Annotated in this window: 18 protein-coding genes, 2 tRNA genes and 2 pseudogenes; 8 read left to right on the top strand and 14 right to left on the bottom strand. The window is 72.5% G+C overall.

Annotated features, from left to right (window positions below):
- Positions 1-14: 14 nt before the first annotated feature.
- The 8 genes and pseudogenes from MLUT_RS13290 to MLUT_RS13255 form a co-directional block, all read right to left on the bottom strand.
- Positions 15-869: an urease accessory protein UreD gene (locus MLUT_RS13290; RefSeq protein WP_010079474.1), complete on the bottom strand. Its 855-nt coding sequence runs from the start codon at positions 867-869 to the stop codon at positions 15-17.
- Positions 862-1,473 carry an urease accessory protein UreG gene (gene ureG, locus MLUT_RS13285; RefSeq protein ID WP_002854154.1) on the bottom strand — a complete coding sequence of 204 codons (612 nt, stop codon included), beginning with the start codon at positions 1,471-1,473 and terminating at the stop codon, positions 862-864. Before ureG ends, MLUT_RS13290 begins: the two co-directional genes overlap by 8 nt.
- A gap of 82 nt (positions 1,474-1,555) precedes the next feature.
- Entirely contained in the window at positions 1,556-2,272 is a 717-nt protein-coding gene (locus MLUT_RS13280; RefSeq protein WP_010079475.1) for an urease accessory protein UreF, read from the bottom strand.
- A gap of 1 nt (position 2,273) precedes the next feature.
- Positions 2,274-2,771, bottom strand: a complete 498-nt coding sequence (ureE, locus tag MLUT_RS13275) for an urease accessory protein UreE (protein ID WP_010079476.1) — start codon at positions 2,769-2,771, stop codon at positions 2,274-2,276.
- Between the two features lie 13 nt (positions 2,772-2,784).
- Complete coding sequence (gene ureC, locus MLUT_RS13270) at positions 2,785-4,500, bottom strand: urease subunit alpha (RefSeq protein ID WP_010079477.1); 1,716 nt, start codon at positions 4,498-4,500, stop codon at positions 2,785-2,787.
- A 22-nt stretch (positions 4,501-4,522) separates the two neighbouring features.
- Entirely contained in the window at positions 4,523-4,957 is a 435-nt protein-coding gene (locus tag MLUT_RS13265; RefSeq protein ID WP_010079478.1) for an urease subunit beta, read from the bottom strand.
- A gap of 20 nt (positions 4,958-4,977) precedes the next feature.
- Positions 4,978-5,280: an urease subunit gamma gene (locus MLUT_RS13260; protein WP_002854142.1), complete on the bottom strand. Its 303-nt coding sequence runs from the start codon at positions 5,278-5,280 to the stop codon at positions 4,978-4,980.
- A gap of 90 nt (positions 5,281-5,370) precedes the next feature.
- Positions 5,371-6,332, bottom strand: a pseudogene (locus MLUT_RS13255) (IS3 family transposase); the annotation flags it as partial.
- 131 nt (positions 6,333-6,463) lie between these two features.
- On the opposite strand from MLUT_RS13255, the gene MLUT_RS13250 reads away from it, so the two are divergent.
- On the top strand, positions 6,464-7,717 hold the full coding sequence (locus MLUT_RS13250) for an IS256 family transposase (protein ID WP_012750732.1): 1,254 nt from the start codon (positions 6,464-6,466) through the stop codon (positions 7,715-7,717).
- Between the two features lie 24 nt (positions 7,718-7,741).
- On the opposite strand, the gene MLUT_RS13245 is transcribed toward MLUT_RS13250, so the two are convergent.
- A complete protein-coding gene (locus MLUT_RS13245; protein ID WP_010079482.1) occupies positions 7,742-7,981 on the bottom strand; it encodes a transposase in 240 nt (79 codons plus the stop codon).
- A gap of 256 nt (positions 7,982-8,237) precedes the next feature.
- Complete coding sequence (locus MLUT_RS13240; protein ID WP_010079483.1) at positions 8,238-10,082, bottom strand: phosphoenolpyruvate carboxykinase (GTP); 1,845 nt, start codon at positions 10,080-10,082, stop codon at positions 8,238-8,240.
- 244 nt (positions 10,083-10,326) lie between these two features.
- Between MLUT_RS13240 and MLUT_RS13235 the strand changes: the two genes are divergently transcribed.
- A tRNA-Arg gene (locus MLUT_RS13235) sits at positions 10,327-10,400 on the top strand.
- Between the two features lie 79 nt (positions 10,401-10,479).
- Here MLUT_RS13235 and MLUT_RS13230 read toward each other — a convergent pair.
- The 3 genes from MLUT_RS13230 to upp form a co-directional block, all read right to left on the bottom strand.
- Positions 10,480-11,004: a SixA phosphatase family protein gene (locus MLUT_RS13230; protein ID WP_010079484.1), complete on the bottom strand. Its 525-nt coding sequence runs from the start codon at positions 11,002-11,004 to the stop codon at positions 10,480-10,482.
- Between the two features lie 70 nt (positions 11,005-11,074).
- Positions 11,075-11,863 (bottom strand): winged helix-turn-helix domain-containing protein, encoded by a 789-nt coding sequence (locus MLUT_RS13225; RefSeq protein WP_010079485.1) that lies wholly within the window; start codon positions 11,861-11,863, stop codon positions 11,075-11,077.
- Between the two features lie 474 nt (positions 11,864-12,337).
- A complete protein-coding gene (upp, locus tag MLUT_RS13220) occupies positions 12,338-12,973 on the bottom strand; it encodes a uracil phosphoribosyltransferase (RefSeq protein ID WP_010079486.1) in 636 nt (211 codons plus the stop codon).
- Between the two features lie 83 nt (positions 12,974-13,056).
- Here upp and MLUT_RS13215 point away from each other — a divergent pair, with 83 nt between their 5' ends.
- Together MLUT_RS13215 and MLUT_RS13210 are read left to right on the top strand one after the other, a co-directional pair.
- Entirely contained in the window at positions 13,057-13,563 is a 507-nt protein-coding gene (locus tag MLUT_RS13215) for a nucleoside deaminase (RefSeq protein ID WP_010079487.1), read from the top strand.
- Positions 13,564-13,637: 74 nt separating this feature from the next.
- Positions 13,638-13,728, top strand: a tRNA-Ser gene (locus tag MLUT_RS13210).
- A gap of 66 nt (positions 13,729-13,794) precedes the next feature.
- On the opposite strand, the gene MLUT_RS13205 is transcribed toward MLUT_RS13210, so the two are convergent.
- Positions 13,795-14,862: an alpha/beta hydrolase gene (locus MLUT_RS13205; RefSeq protein WP_010079488.1), complete on the bottom strand. Its 1,068-nt coding sequence runs from the start codon at positions 14,860-14,862 to the stop codon at positions 13,795-13,797.
- Positions 14,863-14,967: 105 nt separating this feature from the next.
- Between MLUT_RS13205 and MLUT_RS13200 the strand changes: the two genes are divergently transcribed.
- The 4 genes and pseudogenes from MLUT_RS13200 to MLUT_RS13185 all read left to right on the top strand — a co-directional run bounded on the left by MLUT_RS13200 (position 14,968) and on the right by MLUT_RS13185 (position 22,057).
- Complete coding sequence (locus tag MLUT_RS13200) at positions 14,968-15,426, top strand: 23S rRNA (pseudouridine(1915)-N(3))-methyltransferase RlmH (RefSeq protein WP_029248257.1); 459 nt, start codon at positions 14,968-14,970, stop codon at positions 15,424-15,426.
- Positions 15,423-20,451 (top strand): annotated as a pseudogene (locus MLUT_RS23310) (ATP-dependent helicase). Before MLUT_RS13200 ends, MLUT_RS23310 begins: the two are co-directional and overlap by 4 nt.
- Before the next feature lie 137 nt (positions 20,452-20,588).
- Positions 20,589-21,101, top strand: a complete 513-nt coding sequence (locus MLUT_RS13190) for a VOC family protein (protein ID WP_010079492.1) — start codon at positions 20,589-20,591, stop codon at positions 21,099-21,101.
- A gap of 14 nt (positions 21,102-21,115) precedes the next feature.
- Entirely contained in the window at positions 21,116-22,057 is a 942-nt protein-coding gene (locus MLUT_RS13185) for a DNA-formamidopyrimidine glycosylase family protein (RefSeq protein WP_010079493.1), read from the top strand.
- Positions 22,058-22,131: the final 74 nt, after the last annotated feature.

The raw sequence follows: 22,131 nt of genomic DNA, 5'->3' as shown, positions 1-22,131 counted from the left end.
ACGGATGGGGTGGGTCAGTACTTGCGCAGGGCGAGCGGGGACTGGTCCCGCCAGCGGGCACGGAGCAGGTCCGCGAGCGCGTGGTGCAGGGCGGTGATGCGGCCGGTGGAGGCGGCGAGGCAGCGCACGCTCACGCAGTCCACCCCGTGGGCGCGGCCCGTGCCCGCCCGGGTGATGCCGGAGACCGTGTCCGAGGCGTCGACGACCTCCGTGAGCTCGGCGACGAGGTCCGCGTCCAGCCGACGGTCAGCGACCAGCAGCTGCCCGGTGTGGGAGTGGCCCTCGAGCATGCCCATCCCGGTCAGGCCCTGGCCCTCCGCGGGGTGGAGCCGGAGCTGGTCCACGACGAGCCGGCGGGGGTCCCCGCCGGGATCGACGGTCACCTCCGTGCGCATGCCGAGCCGGTCGTAGCGGAACGGCTCGGCGGTGGGCGACCACCCGGGGGTGATCACCTCGGCCAGCAGCACAGAGGCGGAGGGGTCCATCACCACGCGGGTGTCCTGCAGATAGGACCCGCCCCGGTACACGATCAGCTGGTCGGGCACGTACTCGAGGACGGCACCGGGTCCCAGCCGCAGGGTCATGTCCTGCCGGGCGGGGCCCTGCGGGGTGCGGTAGACCTTCGTGGCGGACTGCGTGGTCAGCAGCAGGGAGGCGTCCTCCTCGACGTCGACCTCGATCCCGTACCGGTCGGCGCCGAAGTAGGCGCCGCCGGGGTTGATCACGGTGTAGGAGACCTGCCCGGACCTGTCCAGGTAATGGGGGCGCAGCACGCGCAGCGCCCCCTGGTGGAACTGCCGGGCGGCCACGGAGCGGCCGCCGCGGACGGCGACGCGCAGGCGCAGCTCGCCGGTGAGGCCCTCAGCCAAGGTCTGCCATCAGCACGTCGTTGCGGATCCAGTCCATGACGACGTCCAGGCCCTCGTCGGTCTTGAGGTTCGTGAAGGCGAACGGGCGGTCCTTGCGGAACACCTTCGAGTCGGACTCCATGACGGACAGGTCAGCGCCCACGTACGGGGCCAAGTCCGTCTTGTTGACGATGAACAGGTCCGACTTGATCATGCCCTGGCCGGCCTTGCGCGGGATCTTCTCACCCTGGGCGACGTCGATGATGTAGATCGAGAAGTCGACGAGCTCCGGGCTGAAGGTCGCCGAGAGGTTGTCGCCGCCGGACTCCACGAAGATCACCTGAAGGTCCGGGAAACGGGCCTTGAGCTGCTCGATGGCCGCCTCGTTCATGGAGGTGTCCTCGCGGATGGCGGTGTGGGGGCAGCCGCCCGTCTCGATGCCCACGATCCGCTCCTCCGGGAGCACCGAGGTGCGGGAGAGGATCTTGGCGTCCTCGATCGTGTAGATGTCGTTGGTGATGGCGGCCATCGAGATCTCCTCGCTCATCGCGCGGGTGAGGCGCTCCACGAGCTGGGTCTTGCCGGCCCCCACGGGGCCTCCGATGCCGATGATCACGGGATCCATGGTGTTCTCCTTCTGTGTGTGTCGGTGGTGCCGGGCCGGCCCCGCGCGGGGTACGGCCGGCCCGGTGTGGTGCGCGGGCCGCTCAGCTCATGAACATGCGGGCGCGCTGCCGCTCGTGCCGCATCTGAGCGATCTCCAGCCCCGGGGCGATGGCCCCGAGGTCGTCGGGGTCGAGGTCACGGGAGACCTCGACGGCCCGCAGGACCCACTCCTGGGCCCGGCGGACGACCCGCTGGCCCGCGTCCTGGCCCAGCGGGATGCCGCGGACGGCGTTCTGCGTCAGCGACATGACGGAGGCGTGCAGGTGCGCGGCCACCGCCTCCTCGACGGGCACCCCGATCTCCCGGGCGATGACGCCCCAGACGAGGGCCTGGTGGGCGTCGAGCGTGCCCGCCTCGACCCCCTCGTGGTAGCGGCGGACCCAGTCCCCCGGGTAGGCGGGGGCGCCGATGCGCAGCAGTCGCCGCCCCATCGTGCGCCCCGCCTCGCGGATCTGGGCGGGGAGCGCCTGCGCGGTGACGAGCTCGTCCAGGTCCGCGACGGCGCCGAAGTTCTCCGCCGCGTAGACCAGGCGGACCGCCAGCGCGTCCGTGAACGTGAGCTGCTGCTCCACGAACATCTCCAGCCAGGCGGCGAAGTCCTCCTCGCCCTCGATCCGGCCGTCGCTCATGTAGGTCTCCAGGCCCAGGGAGTGGCTGAAGGCGCCCGTGGGCAGCGCGGAGTCCGTCAGCTGCAGCATCCCCAGGAGGGCGACGCCGGACGGGACGCCCGGCGCCGCCGTGGAGGTGGTCCCGGCCATGTCAGTGGGTGTGCTCGGCATGGCGGAAGGGCACGTCCATGACGCGTTCCTGCCGCTCGTGGGGCACGTCGTGGGCGCGCAGGAAGTCCTCGACGGTGTGGTCGTGCTGCACCACCATCGCGTCCCGGCCGAAGGGCCCGTCCGCGTCGAAGAACTGGGCCGGCAGGTGCCGGTTGCCCAGGCTGTGCGCCACGAACGCCATCTCGCGCAGCGATCGCGCCGAGATCACCAGCACGTCCGTGGACAGCACGCGCACGATCACGGCGTTGCCGCGCTCGCCCTCGTCGTCGTCGTCGACGGTCAGGATGTCGCCGTCCCGCAGGTCCGGGGACCCGGCGGGCAGACGCAGCCCGTACTCATTGCCGTGGTCGGTGCGCAGCCGCTGGATGCGCTTGACGAGGGCGGAGCCCTCGAGGTGCACCTGCTCCCGGTGGCGGTCGCCCACCAGGGCGGCGCCGGCGTCGTCGTGGACGTTGCCGAGGATCTCGGTGACGATCATGCGGTCCCCTCTCTCAGAACAGGAAGTAGCGCTGGGCCATGGGCAGGACGTCCTGCGGCTCGCACGTGACGGGCTCCCCGTCCACGCGGACCTCGTACGTCTCCGGGTCCACCTCGAGGCGGGGCGTCTCGCCGTTGTGGCGCATGTCCGCCTTGGTGAGGTCGCGGATGCCGTGCACGGCGCGGATGGTCTTCTGCAGCCCCAGGGCGCGCGGCAGGCCGGCCCGGATGGACGCCTCGGACATGAAGGTGATGGCAGAGGTGTGCACGGCCTGGCCGTACGCGCCGAATGACCTGCGGTACCAGCGGGGCTGTGGCGTCGGGATGGAGCCGTTGGGGTCGCCCACGACCCCGTAGACCATCTGCCCGCCCTTGATGACCAGGTCCGGCTTCACCCCGAAGAACTGCGGCTCCCACAGCACGAGGTCGGCGAACTTGCCGACCTCCACGGAGCCGACCGAATCGGCGATGCCGTGGGCGATGGCGGGGTTGATGGTGTACTTCGACACGTAGCGCTTGATGCGGTGGTTGTCCCCCGCGGTGCCCTCGTCCTCGGGCAGCGGGCCGCGCTGACGCTTCATGGAGTCCGCGACCTGCCACGTGCGGATCAGCACCTCGCCGACGCGGCCCATCGCCTGGGAGTCGGAGGAGGTCATGGAGAAGATGCCCATGTCCTGCAGGACGTCCTCGGCCGCGATGGTCTCCTGGCGGATGCGGGAGTCAGCGAAGGCCACGTCCTCCGGCAGGTCCGCGTTCAGGTGATGCGCCACCATGAGCATGTCCACATGCTCCTCGACCGTGTTCGTCGTGTACGGCAGGGTCGGGTTGGTGGAGGCGGGCAGGATGTTCGGGTACTGCGCCAGCTCGATGATGTCCGGGGCGTGGCCGCCGCCGGCGCCCTCGGTGTGGAACGTGTGGATCACGCGGCCGTCGATCGCGGCGCGGGTGTCCTCCACGAAGCCGGACTCGTTGAGGGTGTCCGTGTGGATGGCCACCTGGACGTCGTACTCGTCCGCCACCTGCAGGGCGGTGTTGATGGACGACGGCGTGGCGCCCCAGTCCTCGTGGACCTTCAGGCCGATGGCGCCGGCACGGATCTGCTCGGCCATCGGGGAGATGGAGGAGCCGTGGCCCTTGCCGAGCAGGCCGAAGTTCATGGGCCAGTGCTCGAACGAGCGGAGCATGGTGTGGATGTTCCACTCGCCGGGGGTGATGGTGGTGGCCTTCGACGACTCGGAGGGACCGGTGCCGCCGCCGATCATGGTGGTCAGACCGGAGGAGAGCGCGGTCTCGATCTGGTCCGGGCTGATGAAGTGCACGTGGGTATCGATGCCGCCGGCGGTGAGGATCTTGCCCTCGCCGGAGATGACGTCGGTGGCCACCCCGATCACGATGTCTACGCCGTCCATGGTGTGTGGGTTGCCGGCCTTGCCGATGGCCACGATGTGCGCGTCGCGCACGGCGATGTCGGCCTTGTAGATGCCGGTCCAGTCGATGACCACGACGTTGGTGATCACCAGGTCGGGGACGCCGACGTCGCGGACGAGCTGGCTGTTCTGGCCCATCCCGTCGCGGATGACCTTGCCGCCGCCGAAGACGGCCTCCTCGCCGGGCGTGGTCAGGTCCTCCTCGACGACGGCGAACAGCTCGGTGTCCGCCAGGCGGATCGCGTCGCCGGTGGTGGGTCCGTAGAGGCTCGCATACTGCTCGCGGCTGATCTCGAAGCTCATGGTGTGTGTCCTCTCTGCGGACTCAGCGGGTCTCGTTGTCGAAGCCGGCGCGTTCCTTCAGCGGCGACGGGGCGTCGCCCGCGGCGGACTCGTGACGGGCCGGGATGGCGGGAGCGGCGGGCGCGGCGTGGAGGCCGGCTGCCTCGTGGGGGTCGAGCGAACCGTCGACCATGTCCCGGAAGCCGTAGACGACGCGGTCGCCGCCGAGGGGGATGAGCTTGACGGTGGTCTCGTCGCCGGGCTCGAGCCGCACGGCGGTGCCGGCCGGGATGTCCAGGCGGCAGCCGAGGGCGGCCTGACGGTCGAAGTCGAGGGCGCGGTTGGCCTCGGCGAAGTGGAAGTGCGAGCCGACCTGCACGGGGCGGTCGCCCCGGTTGGTGACGGACAGCTCGACAGCCTCACGGCCGCGGTTGCAGACGACGGGGGCGTCGGCGAGGACGTACTCTCCGGGCTTCATGGTCTCCTCCTGGGTCCGGTTCAGCGGATGGGGTCGTGGACGGTGACGAGCTTGGTGCCGTCGGGGAAGGTCGCCTCGACCTGGACCATCGAGATCATGTCGGCCACGCCCTCCTGGACGTCGTCGACGGTGAGGATGGTGCTGCCCCAGCTCATGAGGTCGGCGACGCTGCGGCCGTCGCGCGCGCCCTCCATCAGCTCATAGGTGATGATCGCGATCGCCTCCGGATGGTTCAGCTTGAGGCCGCGCTGCTGGCGACGGCGCGCCAGGTCGGCGGCCACCACCACCAGGAGCTTCTCGAGGTCCTTGGGCTGCAGATGCATGTGTGCTCCTTCATGAGGTGTGCCCGGCGGGGTCGGACCGGCCCACGTACGGGCACATGGGTCTGCCGTGAGTTTGGTTGACACGAGTTATCAGGCGGCGGCAGCCGCCTGGACTGATTGAACCATCTCGAACTCGACAGGGGTGAGCTTCCCGAGACGGGCCTGCCTACGACGGCGGTGATAGGTCCGCTCGATCCAGCTCACGATCGCGAGCCGGAGCTGGTCGAAGGACTGCCAGCGACGCCGGTTCAGCACGTTCTTCTGCAACAGCGCGAAGAAGGATTCCATTGCCGCGTTGTCCCCAGCAGCACCGACCCTGCCCATCGACCCGACCAGGCCGTTGACCCGCAGCGTCTCCACGAATCGTCTGGCTCGAAATTGCGATCCTCGATCCGGATGCACCCGGCAACCCTGCACCTCGGCCTTGCCTCCACGCCGGGCCAGAGCCATCTGCAGGGCGTCCACGGCCAGCTGCGAGCTCATCCGCCGATTGATCGAGTAGCCCACGATCCGGTTCGAGAACACGTCCTTGACCGCGCAGAGATAGAGCTTGGAATCCCCGGCCCAATGCTCTGAGATGTCCGTGAGCCACAGCTGGTTCGGCTTCTCAGCGCGGAACTGACGACGAACCAGATCATCATGAACGGCAGGGCCAGGACGCTTGCCCGAGCCGCGACGGATCGAGTGGCAGCAGCGGACCTTCACGAGCCGACAGGCCTTCAACACCTGATGGTCCGACACGGCCAGGCCACGGCCGCGGAGCTCATCAGCCAGGAACCGGTATCCGAACTCCGGGTCATCGGCATGGGCGTCGAGGACGGCGTTGGCGGCATGCGCGTCGGACCATTCCCGCTCGCTGACAGGTTCGGCCAGCCACTGGTAGTAGGCCTGACGGGAGAACCCGAGGACCCGGCAGGAGAGTTTCACGGGAATCCCGTCGCGGGCCAGGTCCTTCACGACGGGATAGCTCATTTTGGGGACTGACCCAATTTCAGGTTCGCCTGCGACAGATACGCGGCTGCGCGGCGTAGGACCTCGTTCTCCATCTCCAATTCACGGTTAGTTGAGTCCCGCATAGTGGTGTAGCGCCCGGTGGTCGGGCACGTCGTTCCAGACGTGGACGCGGCCACCGTGTGATCCTTCGAGTCAACCTCTCACAGAATCCTCGAATGGAGTCATCACGATGACCGCTCCTCATATTGTCGACCCTGCCGGCCTGCTGGGCGAAGCCCTGTCCGAGGCCTCCCCGGACATGATGCGCCACCTGCTGCAGACGATGATCAACACCCTGCTCTGCGCTGACGCCGATGCGGTGGTCGGCGCCGAATGGGGCAAACCCTCCCGTGACCGCACGGCCCAGCGCAATGGGTACCGGCACCGGGACCTGGACACCCGGGTCGGGACCCTGGACGTGGCGATCCCCAAACTCAGGTCGGGCACGTACTTCCCGGAGTGGCTGCTCGAGCGCCGCAAAAGGGCCGAATCCGCGCTGATCACGGTGGTCGCCGACTGCTACCTGGCCGGGGTCTCGACCCGGCGGATGGACAAACTGGTCAAGACCCTCGGGATCAACGCGCTGTCGAAGTCCCAGGTCTCGCGGATGGCCACCGAGCTGGACGAGCAGGTCGAGTCCTTCCGTCATCGCCCGCTCGGGGAGGCTGGGCCGTTCACGTTCGTGGCCGCCGACGCGTTGACGATGAAGGTGCGTGAGGGCGGGCGCGTGGTCAACGCCGTGGTGCTGCTGGCCACCGGGGTCAATGGTGACGGCCACCGCGAGGTCCTCGGCCTGCGGGTGGCCACCTCGGAGACGGGGTCGGCGTGGAACGAGTTCTTCGCCGACCTGGTGGCCCGGGGCCTGACCGGAGTCCGCCTGGTCACTTCCGACGCCCACACCGGGCTCAAGGACGCCATCGCCGCGAACCTGCCCGGAGCGACCTGGCAGCGGTGCCGGACCCACTACGCGGCGAACCTGATGGGCATCACCCCCAAGTCCATGTGGCCGGCCGTGAAGGCCATGCTGCACTCGGTGTATGACCAGCCCGACGCCGCCAGCGTGGACGCCCAGTTCGACCGGCTGCTGGACTACGTCAGCGAAAAGCTGCCCGCGGTGGCCGAACACCTCGATGGTGCCCGGGCGGACATCCTGGCGTTCACCACGTTCCCCAAGGACGTGTGGACCCAGATCTGGTCGAACAACCCGGCCGAACGGCTCAACCGCGAGATCCGGCGTCGCACCGACGCCGTGGGCATCTTCCCGAACCGGGCAGCGATCGTGCGCCTGGTCGGGGCGGTGCTGGCTGAGCAGACCGATGAGTGGGCCGAGGGCCGCCGCTACCTCGGCCTCGAGGTGTTGGCCCGCTGCCGCCTCACCACCGTGGACGACACCGGGAACGAGGTGAACGCCGAACCGGAAACCACCCTCGAACTCAGCGCCTAACAGCACCAATGGAGGATCAGAGCGTTACACCACTACTCGGGACTTGACCTCACGGTTGCGGCGCTTGAGCGCCTTCAGCTCCTCGTTCTCAGCCTTGGTGATGCCGGGCCGGATCCCGGCCTCGACATCATCCTGGGCCAGCCAGCGCCGTAGGCAGGAGGCGGTGATGCCGAAGTCCTTCGCGACCTGCGCGATCGGCATCTGGCCCTTACGGGCGATCGCGACCACGTCCTGGCGGAACTCTCGGGGGTATGCAGCGGGCATGAGGACATCCTTCCAGCAGTCCCTCCCGGGACCACAGATCAGATGTCAACCAAACTCACGGCAGACCCGATTTATACGCCTCGTTTCCTGGGAGGAAACCGAACGAGATTCTGAGAGGACGTCCACGTCAGAGCAAGAGCGCAGGAAATCCGGCGGCAGTGGGAGACGGCTCACCCACCCCGGCGTCACCCCGGGCGCGACGACGGCCCCCCACCTCAGCGCGGAGGTGGGGGGCCGTCGTGGTCGGCCGGGCCGGTCAGGCCTGGGCGAACCGCGCCTTCTGCGCCTCGAAGCGATCGCGGATGGCCTGGGGCAGGGACTCGCCGAACCGGCCGAGCCACTGCTCGATGAGCTCGTTCTCCTCGGCCCACTCCTCACGGTCCACCTTGAGGGCGTCCTCGAGGTCCGCGTCGGACACGTCCAGGCCGGTCAGGTCGAGGGACTCGGGGGTGGGGGTGAAGCCGATCGGGGTCTCCACGGCGTCGGCCTTGCCCTCGAGGCGCTCCACGACCCACTTCAGGACGCGGGAGTTCTCGCCGAAGCCGGGCCAGGCGAAGCCGCCGTCACGGTTGCGGCGGAACCAGTTGACCAGGTAGATGCGCGGCAGCTTCTCCGGGTCGGCCTTGCCGGACTCCCTGACCCAGTGGGCCAGGTAGTCGCCGGCGTCGTAGCCGAGGAACGGCAGCATGGCCATCGGGTCGCGGCGCACGACGCCCACGGCGCCGGCGGCGGCCGCGGTGGTCTCCGAGGAGAGGGTGGCGCCCTTGAGGATGCCGTCCTCCCAGTCGAAGGCCTCGGTCACCAGCGGCACGGTGGTCTTGCGGCGGCCGCCGAACAGGATGGCGTCCAGCTTCACGCCCCGCGGGTCGCGGTACTCGTCGGCCAGCATGTCCGTCTGCTCGATGGGCGTGCAGAACCGGGAGTTGGGGTGGGCGGCCGGGCGGCCGGACTCGGGCGTCCAGTCGTTGCCGCGCCAGTCGGTGAGGTGCTCGGGGACCTCGTCCGTCATGCCCTCCCACCACACGCCGCCGTCGTCGGTGAGGGCGACGTTGGTGAAGATGGAGTTGCCCTTGGAGATCGCGCGCATGGCGTTCGGGTTGGTGGACCAGCCGGTGCCGGGGGCGACGCCGAAGTAGCCGGTCTCCGGGTTGATCACGCGGAACTCACCGTCCTTGCCGGCGCGGATCCAGGTGATGTCGTCGCCCAGGGTCTCGGCCTTCCAGCCCTCGATGGTGGGGTCGATGAGGGCGAGGTTGGTCTTGCCGCAGGCCGACGGGAAGGCGCCGGTGATGTGGTAGGACCGGCCCTCGGGGTTGGTCAGCTTGAGGATCAGCATGTGCTCGGCGAGCCAGGCCTCGTCCCGGGCCATCACGGAGGCGATGCGCAGCGCGTAGCACTTCTTGCCGAGCAGGGCGTTGCCGCCGTAGCCGGAGCCGAAGGACCAGATGGAGCGCTCCTCGGGGAAGTGCACGATCCACTTGGTCTCGTTGCACGGCCACGGCACGTCCTGTTCGCCCGGCTCCAGCGGGGCTCCCACGGAGTGCACGGCCGGCACGTAGAAGGCCTGCTCGCGGGACATCTTGTCCAGCACGTCCTGGCCGATGCGGGCCATGATGCGCATCGACAGGACCACGTAGGCGGAGTCGGTGATCTCCACGCCGTACTTCGGGTCCTCGGCGTCGAGGTGGCCCATCACGAACGGGATCACGTACATGGTGCGGCCGCGCATGGCGCCGGAGAACGCGTCGTCGAGGATGCCGTGCATCTTCGCCGGGTCCATCCAGTTGTTGGTGAAGCCGGCGTCCTCCTCCTTCTCGGAGCAGATGAAGGTGCGGTCCTCCACGCGGGCGACGTCGGCGGGATCGGAGAACGCGGCGAAGGAGTGGGGGAACTTGTCCTCGGCCAGGCGGGTCAGGGTGCCCGCCGCCACAAGCTCGTCCGCGAGGCGGTCGCGCTCCTCCTCGGAGCCGTCGACCCACTGCACGGAGTCCGGCTGCGTCAGCTCTGCGATCTGAGCAACCCACTCGCGCAGCTGGGCGTAGTCCGTGGGCGCGTCCGCCAGGGCGCGATCCGCGAACGAGGTGGTGGCGTTGTCAGCCATGGTGGAGAGTCCTCCCATTGGGGTCCGGGGCCGTTCCGTCCCGTCCACTCCGATACGTGCACCGCCGAAGCGCGCACCACATCGTTGTGGCCACACGGTCCTGCCATGGTACCCGAGCTCGGCTATCATGGCCGCGTCCCCGCCACGCCCCCGACACAGGCCGACGCAGAGCGTCGATTTGCACTTCGCCGGAGAGGTCCTGTAGTGTTCTACGAGTTCGAGCCGCTCCGGCGGATCGGATGATGCGCCCATAGCTCAGCTGGATAGAGCGTCTGTCTACGGAACAGAAGGTCAGGGGTTCGAATCCCTTTGGGCGCACGACCGGAAGGCCCCGCTCCTGCTGGAGCGGGGCCTTCGTCATGTCGGCGCGCCTCTGCCACGCGCGCCGCCGCGGAGGTCAGCGCCCCGGAACCACGAAGTGCGTCAGGGCGGCGTCGCGGCCGTCGAGCTCGGCCCACGGCTTCTCCACCCGGAACACCTGCATCCCGAGCGTCGGGTAGTGCTCGCTCATGCGCAGCGCCGCGTCCTGGTCCGAGTCCAGGCTCATCAGCCGCATGCCCAGCTCCTGCACCCACGGCATGTGGCCCACCACCAGCAGCCGTCGCGTGGTCTCCTCCGTCTCGTTGACGACGGCCAGGGCCCGCGCCGCGTCGGCGCCGTAGAGCCGCGGGTCCAGGTAGGGCGTGGGTGCCAGCTCGCCCAGGCGCTCGCACACCCACACGCACGTCTGACGGGTGCGCAGCGCATCGGAGCACACGACGGCGCCCGGGACGAGGTCGTGCTCGCGGAGCCAGTCGCCGGCGGCGGGCGCCTGGGCGTGGCCTCGCTCGGCGAGCGGGCGGGCATGGTCGTCGGCCGCGTCGGGCCAGCCGGCCTTGGCGTGCCGGAGGACGATCAGGGTCTTCGCGTCGGCGGTGCTCATGCGGCCAGGCTACGGCGACGGCCCCCGCTCGGGTGAGCGGGGGCCGTCGTCGGACACGGGCGGGCGCGGGTCAGATGCTGTACTCCGGCGCCGCCCACACGACCACCTCGGGGTGGCGGTAGAAGCGGTAGCCCTGGCCGCGCACGGTGCGCACGGTGTTCGCGAGGCGGCCGAGCTTGGCGCGCAGTCGGCGGATGTGCACGTCGATGGTGCGCTCGTTGGGCACCTCGTCGGCGTTGCGCCACAGGGCGTCGAGCAGCTCCTCGCGGCCGACGGTGCGCTCGCCGTTCTCCACGAGGTAGTTCAGGAGCTCGAACTCCTTGAAGGTGAGGTTCAGCGACTCACCGTCCAGCTGCACCTCGCGCCGGGACAGATCGATCAGCACACCGGGCTGGCGCGTGGACACGGGGGCCGGCGCCTGCGCCAGGTCGGGACGGGCACCGCCCTGCACGGTCGGGTCGCCGAGCACCTGGCGCACGACCTCGAGGTCGCGGCCCTCCGCGCCGGCGGGGGCCAGGGCGACGGCGGCGTGCGACTCCGCCCCGGGGACGAGGGACTCCACGTAGTGGCGCAGCTCATTGGCCAGCCGCGTGAGGGAGGTGCCGGCGGCCGAGGCGGCCAGCTCGTCCATGCCCACGTAGACGACGAACCCACGGGCCTCGTTCTCCCGGGCCACCGCCTGGGGACCCGGGATGCCGTTCGGCGCCAGGACCGGCGTCGGCGCCGTCTGGGAGTCGGGGGCGTCGGTGCCACCGGCCAGGCGCAGGCCTGCGCGGGCCTGGCCTCGGCGGGACATGCCGTCGGCCCGGCGCTGCGCGTTGCGGACGGAGATGTGCACGTATCCGGCGGACTGACCCATGGCCACCACTCCTCTTTCGGCTCATGGCCCCTCCACCGCTCGGTCGGTGCGGCGGACGAGGCGTCACATGACAAGAATGTGACTTCACCGAGGGGACTGGCAAGTAACGTTCGCACTTTTGTCTCATTATTTGAGAAGAAGAGTCCTGAATGTGCTCAACATCACTATTCGCGGATCGGAATAGCGTCGCGCCGTCGCTCGGCTCGCCCGCGTGACTCTCTCATTGTTCAACAGGTGGGGACGCGCCGCAGGACCAATGAGTATGCGGAATATTTATGCAGGAGACTGCCAGGTTTTCCATGTGACGCCATGATGACGGGTCACAGCGGGTCGTGACGTCCACTAGATGGACGACACATTGGCGGCCCCGCTTGACGTCCCCGCCGGAGACGCTCCCACGAGACGACCACGGCCCCCGCCGGGTGGGGGCGGGGGCCGTGGTCGTCTCGTGGCGGACGCGGAGCTCCGTTCAGGTCATTCCGCCAGGCCGTAGAGCCGGTCGCCGGCGTCGCCGAGGCCGGGGACGATGTAGGACCGCTCGTCCAGGCGCTCGTCGACGGCGGCCAGGTACAGGTCCACCTCGACGTCGCCCAGCGAGGCCTCCAGCCGCTCGATGCCCTCGGGCGCTCCGAGCAGGCAGAGGCACGTGACCCGCGCCGCGCCGCGCTGGTAGAGGAAGCGGATGGCCTCGATCAGCGTGCCTCCCGTGGCCAGCATGGGGTCCAGGACGAACACGTGACGCCCGGACAGGTCGGCCGGCAGCCGCTCCGCGTAGGTGACGATGTCCAGCGTCTCCTCATTGCGGGCCATGCCGAGGAACCCGACCTCGGCGGACGGCGCCATCTTGGTCATCCCCTCCAGCATCCCGAGCCCCGCGCGCAGGATCGGCACGACCAGCGGACGCGGGCGGGCCAGCCGGAAGCCGGTGGTCTCGGTCACCGGGGTCTCGATCCGCACCTCCTCCATGGCCACGTCGCGCGTCGCCTCGTAGGCGAGCAGCATCACGAGCTCCTCAGTGAGCTGCCGGAAGATCATGGACGGGGTCTTCTTGTCCCGCAGGACGCTGAGCTTGTGGGCCACGAGCGGGTGGTCGACGATGTGGACGCGCATGGCGCCCACGGTACCGCCCACGCGCGCCTCTCCGCCCGTCCCCGTGCCCGCGGGGGCGCCGACACCGCCGCTAGGCTGGCCGCGTGTCCGCCCCCGTCCCCTCCCCCGCGCCCACGGCCGAGCAGGAGCACGCGTGGATGGGCCTGGCCCTCCGGGCCGCCCGCGCGGCCGGGGCGGCCGGCGACGTGCCGATCGGCGCCGCACTCGTGGCCGGCGACGGGACCGTCCTAGCCGTCGTCGGGAACGAGCGCGAACAGCACCACGATCCCACCGCCCACGCCGAGGTCCTCGCGCTGCGCCGCGGGGCGGAGCTGCGGGCCGCCGCCGGGGCGCACGACGGCTGGCGCCTGACGGACTGCACCCTCGTGGTGACCCTCGAGCCCTGCCCCATGTGCGCCGGTGCGCTGCTGCTGGCCCGCATCCCGCGCGTCGTGTTCGGGGCGTGGGACCCGAAGGCGGGCGCGTGCGGATCGGTGCTGGATGTGGTCCGCGACCCCCGCTTCAACCACCGGGTGCAGGTCCGCGCCGGCGTCCGTTCCGAGGAGAGCGCGGCGCTGCTGCGGGGGTTCTTCGCGGCACAGCGCGACTGAACGCGCCCGTGCCCGACGACGGCGGGCGGCCGGTTTGGGCGCGCCGCCACGGCTCGGGTAGGGTGTCCTGGTCTGGTGACGTGTCCGAGCGGCCGAAGGTGCAGCACTCGAAATGCTGTGTACGGTAACCCCGTACCGTGGGTTCAAATCCCACCGTCACCGCCAGATGTGAAGCCCGGGAGCCTTGCGCTCCCGGGCTTTCGCCATGCCGGGACGGGTCCGGCCGCCGGCTCAGCGCGGCAGGACGGCGTCCAGGAACGTGGCCACCGCGGACCACGAGATGGTGGCGTGCACGGCGCTGGCCGGCACACCGTGGCGGAGCACCTCCGCGCTGCGCGTCTTCGCGGTCATCATGCCCAGGTCGTGGCCGCCCTCGGCCACCGAGTAGAACGCGATGCGCAGTCCGGCGGCCTCGGCGGCCCGGTACAGCTCGAGGCTCTGCCCCCACGGGACCGTGACGTCCCTGCGCCCGTGGACGACCAGCAGGGGCGGCGAGTCCGGGCGCACGTGCGCGATCGGGGAGGCCAGCCGGGTCAGGCCGCCCGAGGCCAGGACCGGCACCCCCAGCATGTCCGACTTGGTGCTGCGGTCGTCGAGGTGGCAGTGCTTCAGCCGGTTCGCGCGGTTGTAGTCCGCGCACGCGCCCGGGAGCATCTGGCGGTTCATCGTCAGGAAGTCCGTGGGGCCGAAGAAGTCCACGATCGCCTGGACGCGGTCCTCCTCCGGGATCGCGTGGCCGCCGTCGGGCACCTCCCGGCCGGGCAGCGGCACCCGCTCCCTGTCCAGGTCCTGTCCGCCCGTGAGGCCGGCCATGAGGGCGTTCCAGCCGCCCGCCCGCCCCGCGTCCAGCTGCAGGCCCGGGGCGTTGCGTCGTACCCAGCGGACCGCCGCCGTCGCGTCCTCCACCTGAGCGGGGAACGTGCCCTGCTTGGAGCTGCGCACCGAGAACGCGGCGACGGCGTAGCCGTGCGGGACCAGGCCGCGGGCGACGTCGGCGCCGTCGCTGTAGCCGCGATCGCTGCGCCAGCCGGAGCCCGCGTTCCACACGAGGACCGGGAACGGGCCCTGGCCCGGCGGCCGGTACACGTCGATGCGTCCGGCGCGCCCGGGCAGGGCCGCGTACGTGTGGCCGGTGGAGCTGCGCATGCCGTACAGGGCCGTCGAGTTGGCGCCCAGCGGCCCGGCGGGCGCGCCGACCAGGTCGGCGACGACGGCCACCCCGCCCACCGCGAGGGCGCCGACCCCGAGGCCGAGCGCGGCGCGGCGGGACACCCGCGCGGACCGTGCGGTCGACGTCATGGGCCCCCTTCCGGTGCGGAGCCAGGCACCCCGCCCCGGCGAGCGCAACCGAGCGGCGGGGGCCGACCCCCGTACCCTCTCCGCCGCCGGTGCGATCATGGGGCCATGTCTGTTCGGGTGCTGGCCATCGGCAAGAAGCATGAGGCGTGGGTCGTCGACGGGATCGACCGCTACGAGCGGCGCCTCAAGAAGCCCTACGACCTCTCGTGGCGTCTGCTGCCGCACTCCGCGCGGCAGGAGGAGGCGGCGCGCACCGAGGAGTCGGACCGGATCCTGGGCGCGGTCGGCGCGGACGAGCACCTGATCCTGCTGGACGAGCGGGGGACGGCGTTCGACTCGCCGGGCCTGGCGCGGCACCTGCAGGGCCGGTTCGACGTCGGCGCCCCGGTGACGATGGTCATCGGAGGCGCGTACGGGGTGGACACCCGGGTCCACGCCCGCGCGGACCGCGTCTGGTCCCTGTCCCCGCTCGTCTTCCCGCACCAGCTCGTGCGGCTGATCCTGGCGGAGCAGGTCTACCGGGCCCAGGAGATCTCCGCCGGCCGACCGTACCACCACGCATGAGCGGGCCCGCGGAGACCGCAGCGGGCTCGGCCACGCCCGCGGCCGACGTCGTCCTGGGCCGGTTCACCGAACCCACGCGCGCCTGGTTCACGGGCGCGTTCGAGGCCCCGACGCCGGCCCAGCTCGGCGCGTGGGACGCGATCTCCTCGGGGCGGCACGCGCTGGTGATCGCGCCGACCGGCTCGGGCAAGACCCTCTCCTCCTTCCTCTGGGCGCTCGACTCGTTCGTGCGCGAGCCCGCCGCCGAGGGGACGGCGGCCACCCGCGTCCTCTACGTCTCGCCGCTGAAGGCGCTCGGCGTGGACGTGGAACGGAACCTGCGGGCCCCGCTGGTGGGCATCACGCAGACCGCCGCGCACCAGGGCAGGCCCGTGCCGCGCGTGCGGGTGGGCGTGCGCTCCGGGGACACCCCGGCGGCCGAGCGGCGGCGCCTGCAGCAGGATCCGCCGGACATCCTCATCACCACGCCCGAGTCGCTGTACCTCATGCTCACCTCGCAGGCCCGAGCGGCGCTGGCCGGGGTCCGCACGGTGATCGTGGACGAGGTGCACGCCGTGGCCGGGACCAAGCGCGGCGCCCACCTGGCCGTCTCCCTCGAGCGCCTGGACGCCCTGCTGGACACGCCGGTGCAGCGGATCGGCCTGTCCGCCACGGTCGAGCCGGCCGCCGAGGTGGCCCGGTTCCTCGGCGGCACGCAGCCGGTGACGGTGGTGCGGCCCGCCTCGGCCAAGCGCTGGGACCTGGCGGTCACGGTGCCGGTGCCGGACCTGACGGACCTCTCCTCCCCCGCCGCAGCCCACGACCTGGGGCCCGGCTCCTCGACGGGCGGGCTCGGCGACGAGGGCGCGGTGACGGGCGGGTCCATCTGGCCGCACGTCGAGGAGCGGATCGTGGACCTGGTGGCCGAGCGGCGCTCCACGCTCGTGTTCGCCAACTCGCGCCGCCTGGCCGAGCGCCTCACCGGCCGGCTCAACGAGATCTGGGAGGCCCGCGCCGAGGCGGCCGCCGCGGCCGAGCACCCGGACGCCGTCCCCGGCTTCCGCACACCGGACCCGACCGGCTTCCACGGCCCCGCCCAGGTGGCCGGGCAGACCGGCACCGGATCGGGCACCGTCTCCGACTTCGCCCGCGCCCACCACGGCTCCGTGTCCAAGGAGCAGCGCGCCATCGTCGAGGAGGCGCTGAAGACCGGCCAGATCCGCTGCGTCGTGGCCACGAGCTCGCTCGAGCTGGGCATCGACATGGGCGCGGTGGACCAGGTGATCCAGGTGGAGTCCCCGCCCTCGGTGGCCTCCGGTCTGCAGCGCGTGGGCCGCGCCGGGCACCAGGTGGGCGAGGTCTCCCGGGGCGTGTTCTTCCCCAAGCACCGGGGCGACCTCGTGGACACCGCCGTCGTGGCCGAGCGCATGACGGCCGGGCGCATCGAGTCGCTGCGCATCCCCGCCAACCCGCTGGACATCCTCGCCCAGCACACCGTGGCCGCCGTCGCCGTCGCGGACCTGGACGCACAGGAGTGGTTCGACCTCGTGCGCCGGTCCGCGCCGTTCGCCACGCTGCCGTTCTCCGCCTACGAGTCCGTGCTCGACCTGCTGGCCGGCCGCTACCCCTCGGACGAGTTCGCCGAGCTGCGCCCGCGCATCCTGTGGGACCGGGAGAACGCCACGCTCGCCGCCCGCCCCGGCGCCCAGCGCCTCGCAGTCACCTCGGGCGGCACCATCCCGGACCGCGGCCTGTTCGGGGTGTTCCTGGCCTCCGACGGCGGCGCGGCGGCCGGGGACACGGCCGAGTCGGCGGGCACCGCGTCCGCGGGCTCGGCCCGCTCCGGCGGACGCCGGGTCGGCGAGCTCGACGAGGAGATGGTCTACGAGTCCCGCGTGGGGGACGTCATCCTGCTGGGCGCCACGAGCTGGCGCATCGTGGACATCACCGCGGACCGCGTCCTGGTGCTGCCCGCCTACGGGCAGCCCGGCAAGCTCCCGTTCTGGCGGGGCGACGCCGCGGGCCGGCCGGCGGAGCTGGGCGACGCCGTCGGGCGCTTCCGCCGCGAGCTGGACGCGGACCCCGAGGCCGGCCGCACCCGCCTGGCCGCCGCGGGCCTGGACCCGTGGGCGCAGGACAACCTGCTGGCCTACCTCGCCGACCAGCGCGAGGCCACCGGTGTGCTGCCCACCGAGCAGACGCTCGTGGTGGAGCGGTTCACGGACGAGCTCGGCGACTGGCGCGTGGTGCTGCACTCCCCCTACGGCATGGCGGTGCACGCCCCGTGGGCGCTCGCGGTGGGGGCGCGGCTGGCGCAGCGGTACGGGCTGGAGACCGGTTCGGGCGCGGCGATGGCGGCCGACGACGGGATCGTGCTGCGCATCCCGCTGATGGACGCCGAGCCGCCGGGCGCGGAGCTGTTCGAGTTCACGGCCGAGGAGCTGGACGAGATCGTCACGGCGGAGGTCGGCGGGTCCGCGCTGTTCGCGGCCCGATTCCGGGAGAACGCGGCCCGGTCCCTGCTGCTGCCGCGCCGTGACCCCGGGCGGCGGACCCCCCCTGTGGCAGCAGCGGCAGCGGTCCGCGCAGCTGCTGGACGTGGCACGGAAGCACCCGCGGTTCCCCGTGATCCTGGAGACCGTGCGCGAGGTGCTCCAGGACGTCTACGACCTCCCTGCGCTCAAGGAGCTCGCGGGGCGGGTGGCCTCGCGGGCCGTCCGGCTCGTGGAGGTCACGACGACGGCGCCCTCGCCGTTCAGCCAGTCCATCCTGTTCGGCTACATCGCGCAGTTCATCTACGAGGGCGACTCCCCGCTGGCCGAGCGCCGCGCCGCCGCGCTCTCCCTCGACCCGGCACTGCTGTCCGAGCTGCTGGGCACGGAGGAGCTGCGCGAGCTGCTGGACGCCGGGGTCATCGCGGAGGTCGAGGCCCAGCTGCAGCGGCTCGCGCCCGACCGGCGCGCCCGCGGGGTCGAGGGCGTGGCGGACCTGCTGCGCCTGCTGGGACCGCTGTCCGTGGCGGAGGCCGCGCGGCGCACACGGGCCGAGGGGGAGACGGAGGAGGCCGCGGACGAGGACGCCGTCGCCGGCATGCTGGCGGAGCTCGAGCGCGCCGGCCGCGCGTTCCGCCTGCGCCAGGACGGGGTCGAGCGGTTCGCCGCCGTCGAGGACGCCGCCCGCCTGCGGGACGCGCTCGGCACGCCGATCCCGCACGGAGTGCCCACCGCGTTCCTCGATCCGGTCGACGACCCGCTCGGGGACCTCGTGGGCCGCTATGCCCGCACCCACGGCCCCTTCACCGCCGCCGAGGCGGGGGCCGCGATGGGACTGGGCGGCGCCGTCGTGCTCTCGGTGCTGCAGCGCCTGGCCACCGAGCGCCGCGTGAGCACGGGCGCGTTCCGGCCGGAGGGCACCCCCGGGGCCACCGGCCTGGACGCCGAGTGGTGCGACGCCGAGGTGCTGCGGCGGATCCGCATGCGCTCCCTCGCCGCGCTGCGCGCCGAGGTCGAGCCGGTGGACCAGGCCGCGTACGCCCGGTTCCTCGCCGACTGGCAGCACCTGCGGCCACGGACGGGGCGCGACGGGGCCTGGCGTCCGCCGGCCACGCTCGAGGGCGTGGACGGGGTGGCCACCGTCCTGGACCAGCTGGCCGGCACGCCCCTGCCCGCGAGCGCGTGGGAATCCCTCGTGCTGCCCGCCCGCGTGCGGGACTACGCCCCCGCCCTGCTCGACGAGCTGCTGGCCACGGGCGAATACGTGTGGTCGGGCGTCGGGGAGGCCGCCGGCAACGACGGCTGGGTGGCCCTGCACCCCGCCGACGCCGTGGACCTCACGCTGCGCCTGCCCGAGCCCGCCGAGGCGACGCCGGCCGACGCCGCCCTGCGCGCGGCCGTGCTCGAGGTGCTCGCCGGCGGCGGGGCCTGGTTCTTCCCCCAGCTCGTGGAGCGGGTGCGGGCGGTGCAGGCGGCGGGCGGCGACGCGGGTGGCGCAGGCCGGGCGGTCGGCCCCGACCCGCACCGCGACCCGGCCGACCTGGCCCGCGGCCCCGCGGTGCTGGCCGCGCTGTGGGGCCTGGTGTGGGACGGCCGGGTCGGCAACGACACGTTCGCCCCCGTCCGCGGCCTGCTCTCGCTCGGCAAGACCGCGCACCGCACCGGCCGGCAGACGCCGCGGGCCCGCACCGCGCGGACGGGCGGGGCCGCGGGGGCGGAGGCCGGGCGCGGGCTCGGCGGGCGGCTGGCCGGGGTGCGCGGGCGGGGCCGGTACGCGGGGCTCACCTCGCCCGAGGGCGGCGCCCGGGGCTCGGCCGGCCTCACGGCGGGGACCGTCGGGCTCTCGGCCGCCGAGCAGGCCCGCTCGGCCGGCCGCTGGTCCCTGCTGCCCGCCGCCGAGCAGGACCCCACGATCCGCGCCCACGCGACCGCCGAGCTGCTGCTGGACCGGTACGGCGTGATCACGCGCGGCTCCGTGGTGGCCGAGGAGGTCCCCGGCGGCTTCGCGGGGCAGTACCGGCTGCTCACCCGGATGGAGGACGCGGGCCAGGTGCGCCGCGGCCACTTCGTCGACGGGCTGGGCGGCGCGCAGTTCTCCACCGGCGCCGTCGTGGATCGGCTGCGAGGGTTCCAGCGGGACGAGGAGGACGCCGCCGTCGACGCCGCCCCCCTCGCCCTCGCCCTGGCCGCGACGGATCCGGCGAACCCCTACGGCGCCGCGCTGGACTGGCCGTCCGTGCCGGCCGGGCCGGACGGCGTCGTGCCCACGGGCCACCGCCCGGGCCGGAAGGCGGGCGCCGTCGTCGTGCTGATCGCGGGGCGGCTGGCCCTCTACATGGAGCGCGGCGGGCGCACGCTGCTCGCGTTCACGGAGGAGCCGGGCGAGCTGCGGGCCGCGGCGGAGGCGCTCGTGTGGGCGCTGCGCACCGGCCACACCGAGCGGCTGAGCCTGGAGAAGGTCAATGGCGGGCCCGTGCTCGGCACGCCGCTGGCCGAGGCGCTGCTGGCCGCGGGGTTCTACTCGAGCCCGTCGGGCATCCGGTTCCGGAACTGAGAGCTCGACGCCGTCCGTCCGTCCGCAACGCGGGTTGAGTTGTCGCGGGTCCCGCCGTCGGACACCCGCGACAACTCAACCCGCGTTGCCCGGGGCGGCCCTGTCGCGGAGGCGGGTCCCGGGGGTAGGTTCGGCCCATGAGCATCGACGCCGCCCCGCCCGAGGACGTGGGCACCGCCCCCACGGGCACGTCCCCCGCCCCCGAGGCCCTCGAGGACGCCCTGCCGCACCCCTCGGACCCCTCCGTCACCCCGTTCCTCATGTTCGAGGGCGACGCCGGTGCGGCCATGGACGCCTACCTCACCGCGTTCGTGGAGCACCTGCCCGTCACCGAGGTCCGCCGCGACCTCTTCGACGACTCCTCCCCGCGCGGCGCCGAATGGGCGGGCAAGGTCCTGCACGGCGAGCTCGAGATCGCCGGCCAGCGGTTGCGGTTCTTCGACTCCTTCACCCCGCACGGGTTCACGTTCACCCCGGCCATCAGCCTGTTCGTCGAGCTGCCGGACGCCACCGCGGTGGACGCCATCCACGACACGCTCCTCGCCGGCGGTGGCCGTGACTACATGCCGCCCGACGACTACGGCTTCTCGCGCCGCTTCGCGTGGGTCGGGGACCGCTTCGGCGTGACCTGGCAGCTCAACGCGGCCTGAGCCGGTGACGGCCCGTGCCTGAAGGCGACTCCCTCGTCCGCGTCGCGCACCGGCTCCGCCCCGTGCTCGAGGGCCGGGTCCTGACGCACGCGGATCTGCGCGTGCCCCGCCACGCCACCGCGGACCTGACCGGCTGGACGGTGGCCGAGGTCCTGCCGCGCGCCAAGTACCTGCTGATGCGGCTGACCCCGCCCACGGCCCGCCCCGGGGCCCGGCCGCTCACCCTGATCTCGCACCTGAAGATGGAGGGGCGCTGGCTCGTCTCGGCCGTCGACGCGCGGTGGGGCGCCCCCGCCTGGCAGGTGCGGGCGGTGCTGGAGACGGCGGGGCACCGCGTGCTCGGCGCCCAGCTGGGCCTGCTCACCCTCGTGCCCACCGCCGACGAGGCCACCGTCCTCGGCCACCTCGGCCCCGACCTGCTCGACCCGGCCTGGGACACCCCCGACGACGGCGCCGCGCTGCTCGCCGAGGGCGTGCGGCGGCTCACGGCCCGGCCCGAGCGGCCGGTCGGCCTGGCCCTGCTCGACCAGCGGCTCGTCTCCGGGATCGGCAACATCTACCGCTGCGAGACCCTCCTGCTGGCCGGCATCGACCCGCACCGGCCGGTCGGGGAGGTCGAGGACGTCGCCGGACTCGTGCTGCTCGCCCGGGACCTGCTGCGCGCCAACGTCCCGCCCGCCGCCCCCGCCGCGGGCGCACGGCGCCGGACCACGGGCGTGCGTCCCAACCCGGGGCGACCCTTCGGGGTCGAGGTGCTGGTCCCGGCCGGTCCGCCACCCGGCACGACGCCCGGCCGGACGCCCGGCGCGCGCGGCGGGGGGACGCCGTCGTACTGGGTCTACGGGCACGACCGCGCCCCGTGCCTGCGCTGCCGCGGCCCCGTCCGCCAGGAGGACTACGGCTCCGCCGAGGACGACGCGCGGCGGCTGTGGTGGTGCCCGCACTGCCAGGGCTGAGCCGGACGCACCCGAACGGTGGCCACGTGTCGTCCCCGCTCCCTACGCTGAACCCGCCCCGACCCGAGGAGGAG

Origin of the sequence: Micrococcus luteus NCTC 2665, from assembly GCF_000023205.1 — a bacterium.
Lineage (GTDB): Bacteria > Actinomycetota > Actinomycetes > Actinomycetales > Micrococcaceae > Micrococcus > Micrococcus luteus.
The sequence above is the reverse complement of the archived record's forward strand: the minus strand, read 5'-3'. Positions and strand labels throughout refer to the sequence as shown.

Bases quoted from the DNA above. Each gene is read 5' to 3' on its own strand.
- ureG (WP_002854154.1), bottom strand. From the start codon at position 1,473: ATGGATCCCGTGATCATCGGCATCGGAGGCCCCGTGGGGGCCGGCAAG.
- MLUT_RS13280 (WP_010079475.1), bottom strand. From the start codon at position 2,272: ATGGCCGGGACCACCTCCACGGCGGCGCCGGGCGTCCCGTCCGGCGTC.
- ureE (WP_010079476.1), bottom strand. From the start codon at position 2,771: ATGATCGTCACCGAGATCCTCGGCAACGTCCACGACGACGCCGGCGCC.
- ureC (WP_010079477.1), bottom strand. From the start codon at position 4,500: ATGAGCTTCGAGATCAGCCGCGAGCAGTATGCGAGCCTCTACGGACCC.
- MLUT_RS13265 (WP_010079478.1), bottom strand. From the start codon at position 4,957: ATGAAGCCCGGAGAGTACGTCCTCGCCGACGCCCCCGTCGTCTGCAAC.
- MLUT_RS13260 (WP_002854142.1), bottom strand. From the start codon at position 5,280: ATGCATCTGCAGCCCAAGGACCTCGAGAAGCTCCTGGTGGTGGTGGCC.
- MLUT_RS13250 (WP_012750732.1), top strand. From the start codon at position 6,464: ATGACCGCTCCTCATATTGTCGACCCTGCCGGCCTGCTGGGCGAAGCC.
- MLUT_RS13245 (WP_010079482.1), bottom strand. From the start codon at position 7,981: ATGCCCGCTGCATACCCCCGAGAGTTCCGCCAGGACGTGGTCGCGATC.
- MLUT_RS13240 (WP_010079483.1), bottom strand. From the start codon at position 10,082: ATGGCTGACAACGCCACCACCTCGTTCGCGGATCGCGCCCTGGCGGAC.
- MLUT_RS13230 (WP_010079484.1), bottom strand. From the start codon at position 11,004: ATGAGCACCGCCGACGCGAAGACCCTGATCGTCCTCCGGCACGCCAAG.
- MLUT_RS13225 (WP_010079485.1), bottom strand. From the start codon at position 11,863: ATGGGTCAGTCCGCCGGATACGTGCACATCTCCGTCCGCAACGCGCAG.
- upp (WP_010079486.1), bottom strand. From the start codon at position 12,973: ATGCGCGTCCACATCGTCGACCACCCGCTCGTGGCCCACAAGCTCAGC.
- MLUT_RS13205 (WP_010079488.1), bottom strand. From the start codon at position 14,862: ATGACGTCGACCGCACGGTCCGCGCGGGTGTCCCGCCGCGCCGCGCTC.
- MLUT_RS13200 (WP_029248257.1), top strand. From the start codon at position 14,968: ATGTCTGTTCGGGTGCTGGCCATCGGCAAGAAGCATGAGGCGTGGGTC.
- MLUT_RS13190 (WP_010079492.1), top strand. From the start codon at position 20,589: ATGAGCATCGACGCCGCCCCGCCCGAGGACGTGGGCACCGCCCCCACG.